This window comes from Methylobacterium sp. JK268, from assembly GCF_054052225.1.
In genome coordinates this window covers 1-15,907 of the sequence record NZ_JBSVZN010000026.1, presented here as the reverse complement: position 1 = coordinate 15,907, position 15,907 = coordinate 1, and the positions used below count along the sequence as shown (strand labels likewise).

The 15,907-nt window shown below is 71.1% G+C and carries 13 protein-coding genes; 6 read left to right on the top strand and 7 right to left on the bottom strand.

Annotation, left to right across the window (positions count from 1 at the left end):
* Positions 1-10: 10 nt before the first annotated feature.
* The 4 genes from ACW9J6_RS23795 to ACW9J6_RS23780 form a co-directional block, all read right to left on the bottom strand.
* On the bottom strand, positions 11-3,199 hold the full coding sequence (locus ACW9J6_RS23795) for an efflux RND transporter permease subunit (protein WP_457115133.1): 3,189 nt from the start codon (positions 3,197-3,199) through the stop codon (positions 11-13).
* Positions 3,200-3,293: 94 nt separating this feature from the next.
* Positions 3,294-4,427 carry an efflux RND transporter periplasmic adaptor subunit gene (locus tag ACW9J6_RS23790; protein ID WP_457115132.1) on the bottom strand — a complete coding sequence of 378 codons (1,134 nt, stop codon included), beginning with the start codon at positions 4,425-4,427 and terminating at the stop codon, positions 3,294-3,296.
* 172 nt (positions 4,428-4,599) lie between these two features.
* A complete protein-coding gene (locus ACW9J6_RS23785; RefSeq protein ID WP_457115131.1) occupies positions 4,600-4,920 on the bottom strand; it encodes a rhodanese-like domain-containing protein in 321 nt (106 codons plus the stop codon).
* A 192-nt stretch (positions 4,921-5,112) separates the two neighbouring features.
* Positions 5,113-5,391, bottom strand: a complete 279-nt coding sequence (locus ACW9J6_RS23780; protein WP_457115130.1) for a hypothetical protein — start codon at positions 5,389-5,391, stop codon at positions 5,113-5,115.
* On the opposite strand from ACW9J6_RS23780, the gene ACW9J6_RS23775 reads away from it, so the two are divergent.
* From ACW9J6_RS23775 to ACW9J6_RS23750, 6 genes are all read left to right on the top strand, one after another.
* On the top strand, positions 5,390-6,664 hold the full coding sequence (locus tag ACW9J6_RS23775; RefSeq protein ID WP_457115129.1) for a glycosyltransferase family 4 protein: 1,275 nt from the start codon (positions 5,390-5,392) through the stop codon (positions 6,662-6,664). The genes ACW9J6_RS23780 and ACW9J6_RS23775 overlap by 2 nt on opposite strands.
* 228 nt (positions 6,665-6,892) lie before the next feature.
* Positions 6,893-7,417: a GlcG/HbpS family heme-binding protein gene (locus ACW9J6_RS23770; RefSeq protein WP_457115128.1), complete on the top strand. Its 525-nt coding sequence runs from the start codon at positions 6,893-6,895 to the stop codon at positions 7,415-7,417.
* A gap of 222 nt (positions 7,418-7,639) precedes the next feature.
* On the top strand, positions 7,640-8,005 hold the full coding sequence (locus ACW9J6_RS23765) for a hypothetical protein (RefSeq protein ID WP_457115127.1): 366 nt from the start codon (positions 7,640-7,642) through the stop codon (positions 8,003-8,005).
* Positions 8,006-8,047: 42 nt separating this feature from the next.
* Positions 8,048-9,415, top strand: a complete 1,368-nt coding sequence (locus ACW9J6_RS23760; protein ID WP_457115126.1) for a PepSY-associated TM helix domain-containing protein — start codon at positions 8,048-8,050, stop codon at positions 9,413-9,415.
* A 79-nt stretch (positions 9,416-9,494) separates the two neighbouring features.
* A complete protein-coding gene (gene puuE / locus ACW9J6_RS23755) occupies positions 9,495-10,931 on the top strand; it encodes an allantoinase PuuE (RefSeq protein ID WP_457115125.1) in 1,437 nt (478 codons plus the stop codon).
* A gap of 70 nt (positions 10,932-11,001) precedes the next feature.
* A complete protein-coding gene (locus ACW9J6_RS23750) occupies positions 11,002-11,625 on the top strand; it encodes a glutathione S-transferase family protein (RefSeq protein WP_457115124.1) in 624 nt (207 codons plus the stop codon).
* Positions 11,626-12,042: 417 nt separating this feature from the next.
* Here ACW9J6_RS23750 and ACW9J6_RS23745 read toward each other — a convergent pair whose 3' ends face one another.
* The 3 genes from ACW9J6_RS23745 to ilvD all read right to left on the bottom strand — a co-directional run bounded on the left by ACW9J6_RS23745 (position 12,043) and on the right by ilvD (position 15,123).
* Positions 12,043-12,417, bottom strand: a complete 375-nt coding sequence (locus ACW9J6_RS23745) for a helix-turn-helix domain-containing protein (protein ID WP_457115123.1) — start codon at positions 12,415-12,417, stop codon at positions 12,043-12,045.
* Positions 12,418-12,542: 125 nt separating this feature from the next.
* On the bottom strand, positions 12,543-13,403 hold the full coding sequence (locus tag ACW9J6_RS23740; RefSeq protein ID WP_457115122.1) for a tetratricopeptide repeat protein: 861 nt from the start codon (positions 13,401-13,403) through the stop codon (positions 12,543-12,545).
* Complete coding sequence (gene ilvD / locus ACW9J6_RS23735) at positions 13,390-15,123, bottom strand: dihydroxy-acid dehydratase (protein WP_457115121.1); 1,734 nt, start codon at positions 15,121-15,123, stop codon at positions 13,390-13,392. The genes ACW9J6_RS23740 and ilvD overlap by 14 nt, the downstream gene beginning before the upstream one ends.
* Positions 15,124-15,907: the final 784 nt, after the last annotated feature.

Sequence of the window (15,907 nt, the reverse complement as noted above, 5' to 3'; positions counted from 1 at the left end):
CCGGAACCCGTCATTGCGCCGCGGCAGCCCCCGCGGGCGGCCCGTCCTTGCCCCGCCAGCGGTTGATCCGGATCAGCCCGTGGCGGATCACCACGTAGAAGACCGGCGTCAGGAACAGGCCGAACACCGTGGCGCCGAGCATGCCGAACAGCACGGCGGTGCCGAGCGCCTGGCGCATCTCGGCGCCGGGGCCGGTGGCGATGGCGAGCGGCACCACGCCGAGGATGAAGGCGAAGGCCGTCATCAGGATCGGGCGCAGGCGCAGGCGGCACGCCTCGACCGCGGCGGCGACCGGGCCGCGATGCTCGCTCTCCTCGATCTGGTGGGCGAACTCGACGATCAGGATCGCGTTCTTGGCCGCCAGACCGATCAGCACGATGAGGCCGATCTGGGTCAGGATGTTGTTGTCCTGCGCCCTCAGCTGCACGCCCGCGAAGGCCGCCAGCACCCCGGTCGGCACCACGAGCAGGATCGCGAGCGGCAGCGCCCAGGATTCGTACTGCGCGGCGAGCACCAGGAAGACCAGCAGCACGCCGAGCGCGAAGACGTAGATCGCCGTGTTGCCGACCGCCTTCTGCTGGTAGGCGATCTCGGTCCACTCGAAGCTCATGCCCTCCGGCAGCACCTTCTTGGCGAGCGCCTCCATGGCGTTGAGCGCCTGGCCCGTGGACACGCCGGGCCGCGTGTCGCCCTGCACCGGGATCGAGTAGAACAGGTTGTAGCGCTGCACGATCTGCGGCCCCGCGATGTCGCGGATCCCGGCGAGCGAGCCCATCGGCACCAGGGCGCCTGTGGAGGAGCGCACCTTGAGCTGGGCGATGTCGGTTTTCTCCAGGCGGAACTTGGCGTCGGCCTGGGCGCGGACCTGGTAGATGCGGCCAAAGGTGTTGAAATCGTTGACGTAGGCGCCGCCGAGATTGACCTGGAGCGTCGAGAACACGTTGGCGAGCGGCACGTTCAGCATCCGCGCCTTGGTGCGATCGATGTCGAGGTAGATCTGCGGCGTGTCGTTCCCGAAGGTGGTGAAGACGCGGGTCAGGTTGGGGTCCTGGTTGGCCTGGGCGATCAGGTCGCCCGAGGCCTGGAGCAGGCTCGCGATGTCCGATCCCGTCCGGTTCTGGACCTGCATCTTGTAGCCGCCCGCGTTGCCGAGGCCGCGCACGGGCGGGGGCGGGATGGCGATGATGCGCGCCTCCGTGATCGAGGCGGTCTTTCCGAAGACGTCGCCCAGGATCGCGCCCGCGTTGCGCCCGCGCGCCAGCCGCTCCTGGAACGGCTTGAGCGTCAGGAACATCACGGCGCCGTTGGTGGTGTTGGTGAAGGTCGCGCCGTCGAAGCCGGAGATCACCACCGCGTTGGCGACGCCGTCGATGGTGAGCGCGCGCTTCGCCGCCTCCGTGACCACGGCGGTGCTGCGCTCGAGCGCCGATCCCGGCGGGAGCTGCACGACCACGATCAGGTAACCCTGGTCCTGGAGCGGGATGAAGCCGGTCGGGGTGGTCTGGGCGAGGTGGAGCGTGCCCGCGATCACGCCCCCGTAGAGGACGAGCATGACGAGGAGCGGGACCGTGCGCCCGGTGAGGAAGCGGATCGTCGCGGCGTAGCCGTTCGCCGTCGCGTCGAAGCCGCGGTTGAAGGTGTTGGCCGCGAAGGCCCCGAGCCGCGCCAGGACGAAGCGCGGCCGCGCGTGGGCGTGGTGGGGCTTGAGCAGGAGCTTGCAGAGCGCCGGCGACAGCGTCAGCGAGTTGAACATCGAGATGATGGTCGAGGCCGCGATCGTCAGCGCGAACTGCCGGTAGAACTGGCCCGAGATGCCCGGGATGAAGGCCGTCGGGATGAACACCGCCGAGAGCACCAGCGCGATGGCGACGACGGCGCCGCCGACCTCATCCATGGTCTTGTGGGCGGCCTCGCCGGGCGTGAGCCCGTCCGCGATGTTGCGCTCCACGTTCTCCACCACCACGATCGCGTCGTCGACCACGATGCCGATGGCGAGCACCAGCCCGAACAGGGTGAGGTTGTTGAGCGAGAAGCCGAGCAGCGCCATCACCGCGAAGGTGCCGACGAGCGACACCGGGATCGCGATGATCGGCACGAGCGCCGTGCGCCAGCTCTGCAGGAAGACGAGGATCACGACCACCACGAGGACCACCGCCTCGCCGAGGGTCTTGTAGACCTCGTGCACCGATTCCGCGATGAACTCCGTCGGGTTGTAGGCGATGCGGTACTCCAGGCCCGGCGGAAAGTTCTTGGCCAGGTCCTTCATCAGGCTCTGCACCTGCTCGGCCGCTTCGAGCGCGTTGGTACCGGGCCGCTGGAAGACGCCGACGCCGATCGCCGGCTGGCCGTTCAGGAAGGACTGGGTGACGTAGTCCTTCTGGCCCATCTCGACGCGGCCGATATCCGAGACGCGGACGAGGCGGCCCTCGGACGCCTTGACGATGACCTTGCGGAACTCGTTCGGATCCTGGAACCGGCCCTGCGTCTGCACCACGAGCTGGAACGCCTGCTCGGTGGGCGCGGGCGGCGCGCCGAGCGCGCCCGAGGCGACCTGGACGTTCTGCTCCTGCAGGGCGTTGACCACGTCGGTGGCCGAGAGCTGGTAGGCCGCGAGCTTGTTCGGGTCGAGCCACAGGCGCAGCGCGTACTCGCTGCCGCCGAACACCGTGATGTCGCCGACGCCGTTCAGGCGCAGCATCTGGTCGCGGATGTTCAGGTAGATGTAGTTGGCGATGTAGTTCTGGTCGTAGGTGTTGTCGGGCGACAGCAGGTGCACGACCATCATCAGGTCGGGCGAGGACTTGCGGACCGTGACGCCGAGGTTGCGCACGTCGGGCGGCAGCCGCGGCGTCGCCACCGAGAGCCGGTTCTGGACCAGCACGTTGGCGATGTCGAGGTTGGTGCCGAGCGCGAAGGTGACGGTCAGCTGCATGTTGCCGTCGTTGGTCGACAGCGACGACATGTAGAGCATGTTGTCGACGCCGTTGATCTCCTGCTCGATCGGCGTCGCGATGGTGGCGGCCACGGTCTCGGCGTTGGCGCCCGGGTAGGAGGCGCGCACCACCACGGTCGGCGGCACGATCTCGGGATACTGTGAGACCGGCAGCGAGGCGTATGAGACGTAGCCGATGATCAGGATGACGATCGACGTCACCGAGGCGAAGATCGGCCGGTCGACGAAGAAGTGGGCAAACCGCATCGGAGACCTCCGGCCCTGAACCCGCCCGGGGGGCGGCCGGCCGCTGTGTCGTGAGGGGTGAGCGCCGCGCGCGCCTCTCGGGCGCGCCGCGCCCTCAGGTCCGGGTCGGGGGCAGGTCCTTGCGGTCCGGCGTCACCTTGGCGCCCGAGCGCACGCGGGTGAGCCCGCTGACCACGATCGACTCGTCCCCCTTCAGGCCGTCGCGGACGATCCGGTAGCCGTCGATCTTCGGGCCGAGCCGGACGTTGCGGGTCGAAACGGTGTTGTCGTCGCCGACCACGTAGACGATGCGCTTGTCCTGGTTGGCCGCCACCGCCTCGTCGGGGATCAGGATGCCCTTGTAGGGCTGCGAGGCCGGCATGCTGACGATCCCGAACAGGCCGGGCTTGATGAAATTGTCCGGGTTCTCGACGGTGGCGCGCAGCAGCACGGTGCCGGTCGATTCGTCGACGCGGTTGTCGACGAAGTTGAGCTGGCCCTTGCGGGTCGGCTTGTCCTCGCCGGTGAGCGCCACCAGGATCGGCACCGTGTGCTCCTTCTGGGTGGCGCCCATGCCGATCTTGAGCGTGCCCTGGTAGGTCAGGAAGCTGCGCTCGTCGACCGTGAAGGAGAAGTAGATCGGGTCGAGCGAGACGATGTTGGTGAGCAGCGTCTGGTCGGTGATGACGATGTTGCCCTCTGTGACGTTGCGCTGCGAGATCCGGCCGGTGATCGGCGAGCGCACCTCGGTGAAGTCGTAGTTGAGCTGCGCCTGGCGCAGGGCCGCCGTGGCGTTGTCGACGTCGGCTTGCGCGGTGAGCGAGGCCTGCCGGCGCTGATCGGTGACCTGCTCGGAGATGTTGCCCGAGCGGCTGAGCGTGGTGGCCCGCTCCAGGTCGGTCTGGGCGAAGTTCAGCCGGGCCTGGGCCGAGGCGAGGGAGGCCTGGGCTTGGTCGAGGGCCGCCTTGTAGGGCCGCCGGTCGATGGTGAAGAGCAGGTCGCCCTTCTTGACCACGGCGCCGTCCTGGAAGTGGATCTTCTCGAGGTAGCCGGTGACGCGGGCGCGCACGTCGACGTTCTCCACCGCGTTGAAGCGGCCCGTGTAGTCGTCGCGCTCGACCACGTCCTTCACCACGGGCTTGGCCACCACCACGGTTGGCGGCGGCCCGCCCGGGGCCTGGGCGAGCGCCGGCCCGGCCGCCGCCGTGAGGAGCATCGAGACCATCGCTGACAGCCAGCGCCTGCGCATACGCACTCTCCCGTGCCTCGGGGGTTTCGCCACCGGCCGCATCCCGGATCCCGCCCTCGGAGCCGCGCCGGATCGGGCCGCTGCGGGAACCGCCGCCCGAGACGCGGGCGCGGCCCTCCCGGGACCCTCGCGGTTGAGACAGTTCCGGGCCACCGGCCCGGAGACCACTTTCCTACTCGATCGCCTCGCCGGCGCCGAGCCAATCCTTGAAGCCGCCCGCGTAGTGCTCCGTGAGCGGGACGCCCTGGCTCTGCGCGTAGGCGAGCGCACGGGCCGAGCGCACCCCCGCCGCACAGGACAGCACCGGCCGGCGCCCATCAGCCGCGATCAGCGCCTGCAGGGCGTCGAGGTCGAAGGCCGAGAGCGGGTGCGAGACCGACCCCGGAATGTGGCCCCGCGCGAACTCGTCCGGCTCACGCACGTCGACGAGCAGCACCGTCCCCTCGGCCAAGCCGCGCTTCACCGCCTCGCGATCCCAGTCCACGATCGTCATGCCGTCCACCTGAACCGCGGGGCGCGGGCGATGTGGCCCGATCCGCGTATCCGGACCCGTGCCCGATCCGTGCGACCGGGTCATGATCCGGGTCTATGATCCTGACCGAGAAGGGTGACGCGCCGGTCCGCGCCCGTTGCCGCGCGTCGCCTCGGGCGGATCCCGCCGCCCGGGATCCGCTGACGATTGGGATTAATCATCAGCGCTTAAGCTGGCAAGACCGGCCATGTGCGGCATCGCACCGACGCGGGCTCGCGCGGCCGGCTCGCGGATGTCGGCACCGCCGCCCTTTTCGCCACCGAGCGGGCTCCGCTGCGTCGGAAAATGCTCGAGAGCAGGATCCGATCGCGCCGCCATCGGCTCCTGCTCTCGATCTTTGTCTTTGCCGCATTTTCTTCGACGAACCGGGAGCCACTTCGTCGGAAAATGCTCTAAGGGCCGGCACCGCTCGCCCTCGGCCCGGATGCGCATGACCGACCGTCCCCTCGCCCTCGACCTCACCCGCCTGATCACGCGCCTCGCCCACGCGCATCCGACCGGCATCGACCGGGTCGACCTCGCCTATGCGCGCCACGTCCTCGCGCGGCCCGGCCCTGTGCACGGGCTGGTCTCGACGCCCCTCGGGCCACGGGTGCTCGGGCGGGACGAGACCGCCGCCATCGCGTCGGCCGCGGCCGCGGCCTGGGCCGAGGACGGGGTCGCCGAGGCAGACCCGGCCTATCGCGCCCTCGCGGCACGGCTGGGGGCGGGCGCCGTCGCGGCCGCGGCGCCCTTCTCCCCTGCGCCCGACCGGCGCCGGGTGCAGGCCGCGATCCGCCTTCGCCTCGCGCGGGCGCCCGGCATTGCGGCGCTGCCGCCCGGCACCCTCTATCTCCACACCTCGCACCTGCGCCTCGACCGGCCCGGCCGCTTCGACTGGCTCTACGACCGGCGCGACGTGCGGCCGGTCTTCTTCGTCCATGACCTGATCCCGATCGACTTCCCGGAATACGGCCGCGCCGGCGAGGCCGAGCGCCACGCCGTGCGGATGCGGACCGTCTCCCGCCACGCCGCCGCCGTGGTGGTCAACTCCGCGGATGTGGGGGCGCGGTTCAGCGCCTACCTGGCGGGCCGGCACCTGCGGGTGCCGCCGGTGACGGTTGGTCCGCTGGGCGGCGAGCCCGCCTTCTCCGACCGCAGCGGCGCCGCGCTCGTGCCGGACCGCCCGACCTTCCTCGCCTGCGGGACCATCGAGCCGCGCAAGAACTACATCGGGCTCCTGACCCTGTGGCGCGACCTCGACGCGCGGCTCGGCCCGCGGACGCCGCGCCTCGTCATCGCCGGGCGGCGGGGCTGGGAGAGCGAGAACCTGATCGACCTCCTCGACCGTTGCCCGGCCGTGCGCCGCCACGTGGTCGAGGTCGCGGGGCTCTCGACCGCCGGCCTCGTGCGCCTGATGCGCGGCGCGACCGCCCTGCTGATGCCCTCCTTCGCGGAGGGCTACGGCCTGCCGCTGATCGAGGCCGCCGCCGCCGGCCTGCCGGTCGTGGCCTCGGACCTTCCCGTGCACCGGGAGGTAGCGGGCACCTTCGCGGAATTCCTCCACCCGCTCGACGGACTGGGCTGGGGCCGAGCCGTGGAGGCACTCGCCGCACCGGGCTCTCCGGAGCGCCGGGCGCTCGCGGCGCGCCTGGACGGCTACGTGCCGCCGAGCTGGGAGGCCCATTTCGCGCGGGTCGATCCGCTGCTCGACGGCCTGGCGTGAGCGGCGCCGGGCCAGTCGCGCAGAGGCGAATCGTCCCCGGGATCCCGATACGCACCGACGCGGCCCCGCGGCGGGCCCGACGGCGTCGCCGGCCGCGCTCCTCGCGCCTGACCGGAACGGCGATTCGACAGTCGAGACAACAATCTATCAGTCTTCCCACTGACTGAACATCCTTCTAGACTTGTTCAGCACGAGGAGATCACGCCTCGATGCGGGGAGGACATCATCATGCGACTTCGCGCGGCGATCATTCTCGTTGCCCTGACGGGCATGACATCGGCGGGCCCGACCCTTGCCCAGCCGTCGCCCGCTCCGGCCGGAGCGCCGCAGCAAGCGATCCCGCCCTACGGACCGCCGCTGAACCTCGAGACGGCGAGGAAGGTCGCGGAGGGTGCGGAAACGGAGGCCAGGAAGAACGGCTGGCCGGTCGCCATCGCGATCGTGGACAGCACGGGCCACCTCGTGCTGTTCGAGAAGCTCGACAACACGCAGTACGGCAGCATCGAGGTCGCCACGCAGAAAGCCGTGACGTCGATCAACTATCGGCGTCCGGGGAAAGGCTTCCAGGACGCCCTGGCCGGGGGCGGCGTGGCCCTGCGCATCCTCACCCTTCCCGGGGTGAGCGCCTACGAGGGCGGCTACCCCCTGGAGGTCGACGGCAAGCTCGTCGGTGCGATTGGCGTGTCGGGGGTCCTGCCGTCCCAGGATGATCAGGTGGCGAGAGCCGGGGCCGCGGTGCTGGCGGGGCGCTAGAGCAGCATCCGATCGCGTTGCAATCGGATGCTGCTCTAGGTCTCTGATTTTTACGCATTTTCTACGACGAACCAGCATCCACTTCGTCGGAAAATGCTCTAGCGCGACGGGCCGAAAGCGGGGCGATCGCCGTACCGGCCCCGATCCCGGACGGAGCGCGGTGCGGTCGTGGTTGCGCCGGGACGGGTTGACGAAGGCCGCGCTCTCTCCTTACGTCAGACCATGCGCGCACGCCCGCCGGGATGGTCGATCGGCCGCGCGGCCATCGCCGTGGCCGCGCTCTACGCGCTGTGCCTGCAGATCATGATCGGCGGCCTCGCGCCGCCGACGCGCGTCGGGACGGCACCCGCGCTGCTCTGCGGGCACCAGGACGGCGCCGGCGCGCCCGACGCCGCCCTGCCCTGTCCGCATCCGTGCTGCGCGGCCGGACAGGCGACGCCCTTCGCCGTCCCGGCGTCGCTCGCCTACGAGACGATCGCCTGGACCCTCGCCGCCCCGCCCCGCCCCGGACGGCGCGGCCGCGACGAACCCGGCCCTCGCCCACCACCCCGTCGCGCCGTGAGCCCGCGAGGTCCCCCGCAGGCCTGATCGATCCGCCCCGTCGATCTCCTGCCACCGGATCTCCCAGCCATGCCGTCCTCCCTCCCCTCGACCGCCGCCGCGCGCCGCACCGGCGACGCCCTGTATCGCGCTGTCTGGCGCTGGCACTTCTACGCGGGCCTCGTCTGCCTGCCCGTCCTGTTCAGTCTCGCCCTGACGGGGTCGCTCTACCTGTTCAAGGACGAGATCAACCGCTCGGTCTTCGCGGCCCGGACGCTGGTCGCGCCGCGGGAGGGCCCGACGCTCTCGCCCGAGCGCCTGGTCTTCATCGCCTCGGAGGCCGTGCCCGACGCGGTGCCGGAGGCCTATACCAGCCCCGAGGCTCCGGACCGGTCGGCCCTGGTGGTGATGGCCGGCCCCGCGGCCAAGACCCACGTCTACCTCGATCCCTACGACGGCAGGGTGCTCGACCGGGTCAACCGCGACGCGGAGGCGATGCGGGTGGTGCGCGGGCTGCACAGCCTCGCCTCTCTCGGCCCGGGGCCGAACGCGCTCGTGGAGATCGTGGCCGGCTTCGCCCTGATCCTGGTCGTCACCGGGACCTATCTCTGGTGGCCGCGCGGCCGTCGGGGCGGCGTTGTGTCGGTGCGCGGCCGGCCGCGCCAGCGGCTGTGGTGGCGCGACCTGCACGCGGTAACGGGCTTCGTGGCGGGCGGCGGCCTGTTCTTCCTCGCCCTCACGGGCCTGCCCTGGTCGATCGTCTGGGGGGACCAGTTGCGCGCGATCGCGAACCAGGCGGGCCTCAACCTGCCGACCGGGATGTGGAAGGACCTGCCGGTCTCCCGGGTGCCCCTCGGCGAGGTACTCGATTCCGCGGGCTGGGCCCTCGAAGCCGCCCCTCTGCCGCGCTCGCGCGACCGCGGCCCGGCGCCGATCGGCATCGACCGGGCCGTCGCGATCCTCGGCCAGCACGGCATGCCGGCGGGCTACGAACTGGCGCTTCCCCGCGGCGCGGCCGGAGTCTACGCCGCCACGATCTACCCGCGCGATCCCGCCCGCCAGCGCATGATCTCCCTCGACCAGTATAGCGGCCGGGTGCTGCTCGACGTGCGCTTCTCCGACATCGGCCTCGTCGGGCAGGCCATCCAGTACGCCATCGTGCTGCACAAGGGCGAGTACGGGGGCCGGATCAACCAGTTCGCCATGCTGGCCTTCTGCCTCGCCACGATGCTGCTCGCGGTGACGGGCGCTGCGGCGTGGTGGAAGCGCCGCCCGGCCGGGCGGCTCGGCATCCCGCCCTGGCCGGAGGACCGACGGGCCGTCGCCACGGTCACCGGGATCGTGGCGGGGTTCGGCCTCGCCTTCCCGCTGACCGGGCTCGCGATCCTGGCCATGCTGGCCCTCGACCTCGCCGGCCAGGCGATCGGACGCGCCAGGCGGCGGGCGGTCCCGGCCTGAGGCGGCAGGACGCGGCCCGGACTTTGGCATCCCGCCGCCGGGCCGCTAAACGTTGCGGTTTCTCTGCCGGACCGCTGCCATGCCCGAGACCTCCTACCCGCGCGACCTGATCGGCTACGGCCGCACGCCGCCCCACGCCGACTGGCCGAACGGCGCCCGCCTCGCCGTGCAATTCGTGATCAACTACGAGGAGGGCGGCGAGAACTGCCTCCTGCACGGGGACCGCGCCTCCGAGGCCTTCCTGTCGGAGATCGTCGGCGCCGCGCCCTGGCTGGGCCAGCGCCACATGAACATGGAGTCGATCTACGAGTACGGCTCTCGGGTGGGCTTCTGGCGGCTGTGGCGGCTCTTCACCGAGCGGCGGATGCCGGTGACGGTCTACGGGGTCGCCACCGCAATGGCCCGCAACCCCGAGGCGGTCGCGGCCATGAAGGAGGCGGGCTGGGAGATCGCCTCGCACGGGCTCAAGTGGATCGACTACAAGGACTTCGCCGCCGAGGAGGAGCGCGCCCATCTCGGCGAGGCGATCCGGATCCACCAGGAGGTCACCGGCGAGCGGCCCCTCGGCTTCTATCTCGGCCGCACCTCCGAGCACACCCTCCGCCTCGTCATGGAGGAGGGCGGCTTCCTCTACAGCGCCGATTCCTACGCGGACGAGCTGCCGTACTGGGTGGACGGTCCGAAGGGCAAGCAGCTTGTCGTGCCCTACACCCTCGACGCCAACGACATGCGCTTCGCCACCGCGCAGGGCTTCAACAGCGGAGACCAGTTCTTCGCCTACCTGAAGGATACGTTCGACCTGCTCTACGCCGAGGGGGAGCGGGCGCCGAGGATGATGTCGGTGGGCCTCCACTGCCGCCTGGTCGGGCGGCCGGGCCGGGCGGCGGCGCTGGCGCGCTTCCTCGACTACGTGGCGGGGCATGGCGACGTCTGGGTGGCGACGCGGCTCGACATCGCGCGGCACTGGATCCGTCGCCACGCCCCCCGCGACCTCAAGCCCAGCACGATGAGCCCGGCCCTGTTCCGGGAGCGCTTCGGCGACGTGTTCGAGCACTCGCCCTGGGTGGCGGAGCGGGTCCTGGCGCAGGGGCTCGGGCCGGCGCAGGACGATGCCGATGGGCTCCATGCCGCCATGGTCGCGGCGATGCGAGGCGCCGATCCGGAGCGGCTGACCGCCCTCATCCGCAGCCACCCCGACCTCGGGGAGCGGGTCGGGACGCTGACCCCCGATTCGGCGGCCGAGCAGGCGAGCGCCGGCCTCGACGCCCTCTCGGAGGAGGACCGCGCCCGCTTCCTCGACCTCAACGCCCGCTACCGGGAGCGCTTCGGCTTCCCCTTCGTGATGGCGGCGCGGGACCGGCGGCCCGACGAGATCCTGTCGGCCCTGGAGACCCGCCTGGAGAACGATCCCGAGACCGAGCGGGAGGCGGCGCTCGCCGAGATCGAGACGATCGCGCGGCTGCGCCTCGGCCAGCGGCTGCCGTCGCGGCCCGACCTCTTCGCGACGACCGGGTGAGGCCGGGCGACTTCGCATCGGGCCGCGGCCGTTCTACAAGGCTCCGCAAGCTGGAGGGGAGAGGAACGCCGTGAAACTGTATGGCAGCAGCGTGTCGCCGTTCGTGCGCAAGGTGCTGGTCGGGCTGTTCGAGAAGGGCCTCGATTTCGAGCACATTCCGGTCGGGTTCCACGACCCGGACCAGGATTTCCAGGCGTCGAGCCCGCTCGGCAAGATCCCGGCGCTCTGCGACGGCGACTTCCGCCTCGCCGATTCGACGGCGATCCTGCACTACCTCGACGCCGCGCACCCGGCGACGCCGCTGCTGCCGGCCGATCCGCGGGCCCGGGGGCGCGCGATCTGGTTCGACAAGTTCGGCGACACGGAGCTGATGGGCCCGCTCCTGCGGCCCTTCATCCACCGGGTGCTGCGGCCGAAGGTGCTGAAGCTCCCGGGCGACGAGGCGGTAGCCCGCAAGGCGATCGACGAGGAGCAGCCGAAGCTGTTCGGCTATCTCGAGACGCAGATCGACGGGCCCTACCTGGTCGGCGGCGCGTTCAGCGTCGCGGACATCACCGTGGCGACTGGGTTCGTGAACCTGCGCATGGCCGGCGAGGAGGTCGATGCGGGCCGCTTCCCGAAGCTCGCCGGCTGGCTCGCCGGAATCCTGGAGCGGGAGTCGTTCCGGGCGGCGCAGGCGGCGCGCAAGCGCTGAGGCGGAGAGTTCGTCGATCCGCGACTGGGATTTCGATCCGCAGCCTCGCGGGCCGGCACCACTCACGCGCACGCCATCGGCCGCATCATGGGCGAGATGGCGGTGCGCCGCGGGGGGTTCGGCGTGATGGGGGCGGACACGGCTGGGTGAACCCCGGACGCGTTCGTCCACGACACCCTCCCCTTTTCCGGACGACTGAAGCGGCAGCGGAAGGAGATCCGGAAACCAGATGATGAAGTGCCGCGAAGCGGCTCCGGATGCCAGCACCGTTGCAGGCATAAGGACGCTGCGCGTCTTCTTGTGCTGGTTTCCGGGTCGCATTCCGCTGACGCTGCATGCGCCCGGAAAAGAGGGTTAGGAGACGAGGCTTGACCCATCCTCATGGGACGCAGCGGCCGACTCGCTCTTTCGCGCGGCTCAGCCGAGCAGATCATCGAGCGTCAGGTTCAGCGCCCCTGCGATCGCGCGGTCGATCTCGACGGTCCCGTCACGCTTCCCGGCCTCGACCTGCGACAGGGTGGCTTGCGACAGGCCGGCCAGTTCGGCGAGCGCGGCGACGCTGAGGCCCCGGTGCTCCCGCCAGACACGGATCCGGCTCTCGCCCGAAAGCAGGCGGCCGACGACCTCGTCCGGGATCACCTCCTCCTCACCGGCGGCGAGCCTGCGGCGGAACTCGGCGATCGCCGCGCGGTCCGCGGTGTCCTCGGCCGCCTCGACGAGTGCCCGGTCCTCGGCCTCGGACAGAACCACGACCGTCTCACCGGACGGCGTTGTGATGACCTGCGTCCTCATGGGTCGGTCCCCATACCGTCGCCGATCTGGATCTCACCCTCGGGGCGCTGCCGCGGGCCGCTCTCCCGCGACGATCAGGACGGCATGCGCTCCGGCGACGCGACGGTAGCAGGGGCGCACCCGCCTCACCGCGCGCGGGCGCTCCGGCGGTAGAACCCGTCCACTTGCGACTGCGCCTCGGCCCTGTCGCGGTCGTTGGCGGTGGCCAGGGCCTGCTCCTGCAGGGTGACGATCCACTGGTCCTTCGGGCCCTCGGCGGCGTCGCGGGCCAGCGTCAGCCAGGCGAGGCCGCGGGCGCGCTGCACCGGCACCCCTTGCCCGTTCATCAGCATCTGGCCGAGCAGGGCCTGCGCGGCCGGGTGGCCCTTCTCGGCCGCGAGGTTGAACCAGCGCGCCGCCTGCCGCGTATCCTGGGCGACGCCCGTTCCGTCGAGGTAGAGCCGGGCGAGGTTGTACTGCGCGTTCGGATCCCCGTAGTACGAGGCCGCGTAGTTGAACATCTCGTAGGCGCGCTCGACGTTCGGCTGAACGTAGGAGTCCTTGATCCCTTCCAGGAAGTAGCGGCCGATCGCCGTGAAGGCGCTCGCCACCACGGTGGCATTGGCCGAATCCGGGCCCTCGTCGGCGTTCTCGTCGGCGATCTTCGAGAAGAACTCGAACGCCTTCAGGTCGTCGTGCGGGACGCCGTCGCCCTCCGCGTACATCCGGCCGAGCTTCCAGAGCGCCAGTGCGTGGCCCTGGCCGGCCGCGTATTCGAGGGCGCGCGCCGCCCCCTCCTTGTCGCCCGCATTGTAGTCGCGCACGCCCGAGCGCACCGCCTCGCGGGCGCTGCGGTAGCCGCCGGCCGGGACCGGCAGGCGCGCGGTCGCGTCGAGCGCCGCGGCCGGGCCGCCGCTCGCCAGCGCGGCGGCGACCAGGGCCGCCGCCAGGATCCTGCGGCCGCCGGACCCGAGTCCGTCGTGGCGGCCGTCCTCAAACATCCGCATAGGCGAGCGTCTCCTGGGCCCCGCCCGGATGAGTCACGGCGCCGGTCACCGCCGGGCCGACGGTCTGCGCGTATTTCCAGAGGTAGCCGGAGGTCGCCTCGTTGGTGCGGGGCGCCCAGGCCTTGCGGCGCTCGGCCAGTTCCTCGTCCGAGAGGTCGACGCTGAGCGTGCCCTGGATCGCGTCGAGGCGGACCATGTCCCCGTCCTTGAGGAGCCCGATTGGGCCGCCCACCGCCGCCTCCGGCCCGACATGGCCGACGCAGAAGCCGCGGGTGGCGCCCGAGAAGCGCCCGTCGGTGATCAGCGCGACCTTGTCCCCCATCCCCTGCCCGTAGAGGGCCGCGGTGGTCGCCAGCATCTCGCGCATGCCGGGGCCGCCCTTCGGACCTTCGTAGCGGATCACCAGGACGTCGCCCTCCTGGTAGCGGCGGTTGGTGACGGCGTCGAAGCAGGCCTCCTCGGTGTCGAAGACCCGGGCCGGGCCGGCGAAGACCTGCTTCTCCGGCGGCATGCCGGCGACCTTCACGATCGCGCCCTCGGGAGCCAGGTTGCCCTTGAGCCCGACGACGCCGCCGGTCGGGGTGATCGGCGTGTTGGCCGGACGGACCACGTCCTGCTGGTCGTTCCAGGCCACCTTGGCGAGGTTCTCCGCGATGGTGCGGCCCGTCACGGTCAGGCAGTCCCCGTGCAGGAAGCCGTGGTCGAGGAGGGTCTTCATCAGGAGCGGGATGCCGCCGACCTCGAACAGGTCCTTGGCGACGTAGCGCCCGCCCGGCTTCAGGTCGGCCACGTAGGGCGTGCGCCGGAAGATCTCCGCCACGTCGAAGAGGTCGAAGCTGATCCCGGCCTCGTGGGCGATCGCCGGCAGGTGCAGGGCCGCGTTGGTCGAGCCGCCCGAGGCCGCCACCACGGTGGCGGCGTTCTCGAGGGCGCGACGGGTGACGATGTCGCGCGGGCGGATGTTCTTGGCGAGCAGGTCCATCACCATCTCGCCCGCCGCCGCGCAGAACTTGTCGCGGATCTCGTAGGGCGCCGGCGCGCCGGCCGAGTAGGGCAGCGCGAGGCCGATCGCCTCGGAGACCGTCGCCATGGTGTTGGCGGTGAACTGCGCGCCGCAGGCGCCCGCCGACGGGCAGGCGACCTGCTCCAATTCGTCGAGGTCGTCGTCGGTCATGGCGCCGACCGAGTGCTTGCCCACCGCCTCGAACAGGTCCTGGACGGTGACCGGGCGGCCCCGGAAGGTGCCGGGCAGGATCGAGCCGCCGTAGATGAAGATCGACGGCACGTTGAGGCGCACCATGGCCATCATCATGCCGGGCAGGGACTTGTCGCAGCCGGCGAGGCCCACGAGGGCGTCGTAGGCGTGGCCGCGCATGGTCAGCTCGACGGAATCGGCGATGACCTCCCGGGAGGGCAGCGAGGCGCGCATGCCCCGGTGGCCCATGGCGATGCCGTCCGTGACCGTGATGGTGCAGAACTCGCGCGGCGTGCCGGCGGCGGCGGCGACGCCCTTCTTCACCGCCTGCGCCTGCCGCATCAGCGAGATGTTGCAGGGGGCGGCCTCGTTCCAGCACGAGGCGACGCCCACGAGCGGCTGGTGGATCTGCTCGCGGGTGAGACCCATCGCGTAGAGGTACGAGCGGTGCGGCGCCCGGGCCGGCCCCTCGGTGACGTGGCGGCTGGGGAGCTTCGACTTGTCGATGGTGTGACGCGCGTCCATGGCCTGTCCCGTACTCTGTTCCTCGCCGGATCGGTCGGTCTTTCCCGCTGCCTGATCCTCCCGCCATGCGTCCTTTTGGAGGCCGGACGACGGCGCTGAACGACACCCCCGAGGGAAACTCCGCCAGCGCCGCCTGCGATCCGCCGGTGTGCCCGGTTTGCCGCAGTAAATCGTTGTGGGGACAGCCGTTTAACGTGGCCGTTGAGGTGCCGCCGGTTTATGGCGGGAACGCGGCGGCAGAGGGGGCGGTTGAGGGCAAAGCTGGGATGCTTTCGGGGTGTTGCGACCTCGCCACAGCTAAGCTTGCGGGGCCGGGTCGCACGACCAGTCGAGGGGGCGGGATGGCGGTTCCGTGGGCGGCGCGCCCCGGGTGGTTTTCGACGCCGTGAGACGGGTCGGGCAGGGCCGGCTCCGACCCCGGGGTCGCGGGGACCGCGCATCGGTGGTCCGGGTGAATCCTCCCCCGCCTGCGCACGGCTGTGCAGACGAAGCGAGAGGGCCTTCTCCCGAAAGCGCTACTGTGTGCACACGCCGATCGAAAAACGGCCTCACGACAATCGCTTGTTCGAGCGTATGCCTCGGTGAGTCCGGGGCGGGGAACCCCTCTCCCGTGCGGGCTAACTCATTCACACTTCGCCGGATGAGGCGCGGGTTTCCCCTCTCCCCGCACGCGGGGAGAGGGCTGCGTCCCCCTTGTCGGGTCCGCAGCGAGCCCGAAGGGCGAGGGTGAGCGACTGTCTGGCGTGTCAAGTCTGGGCGGCGAGTTGGGCGCGGACATCACGGG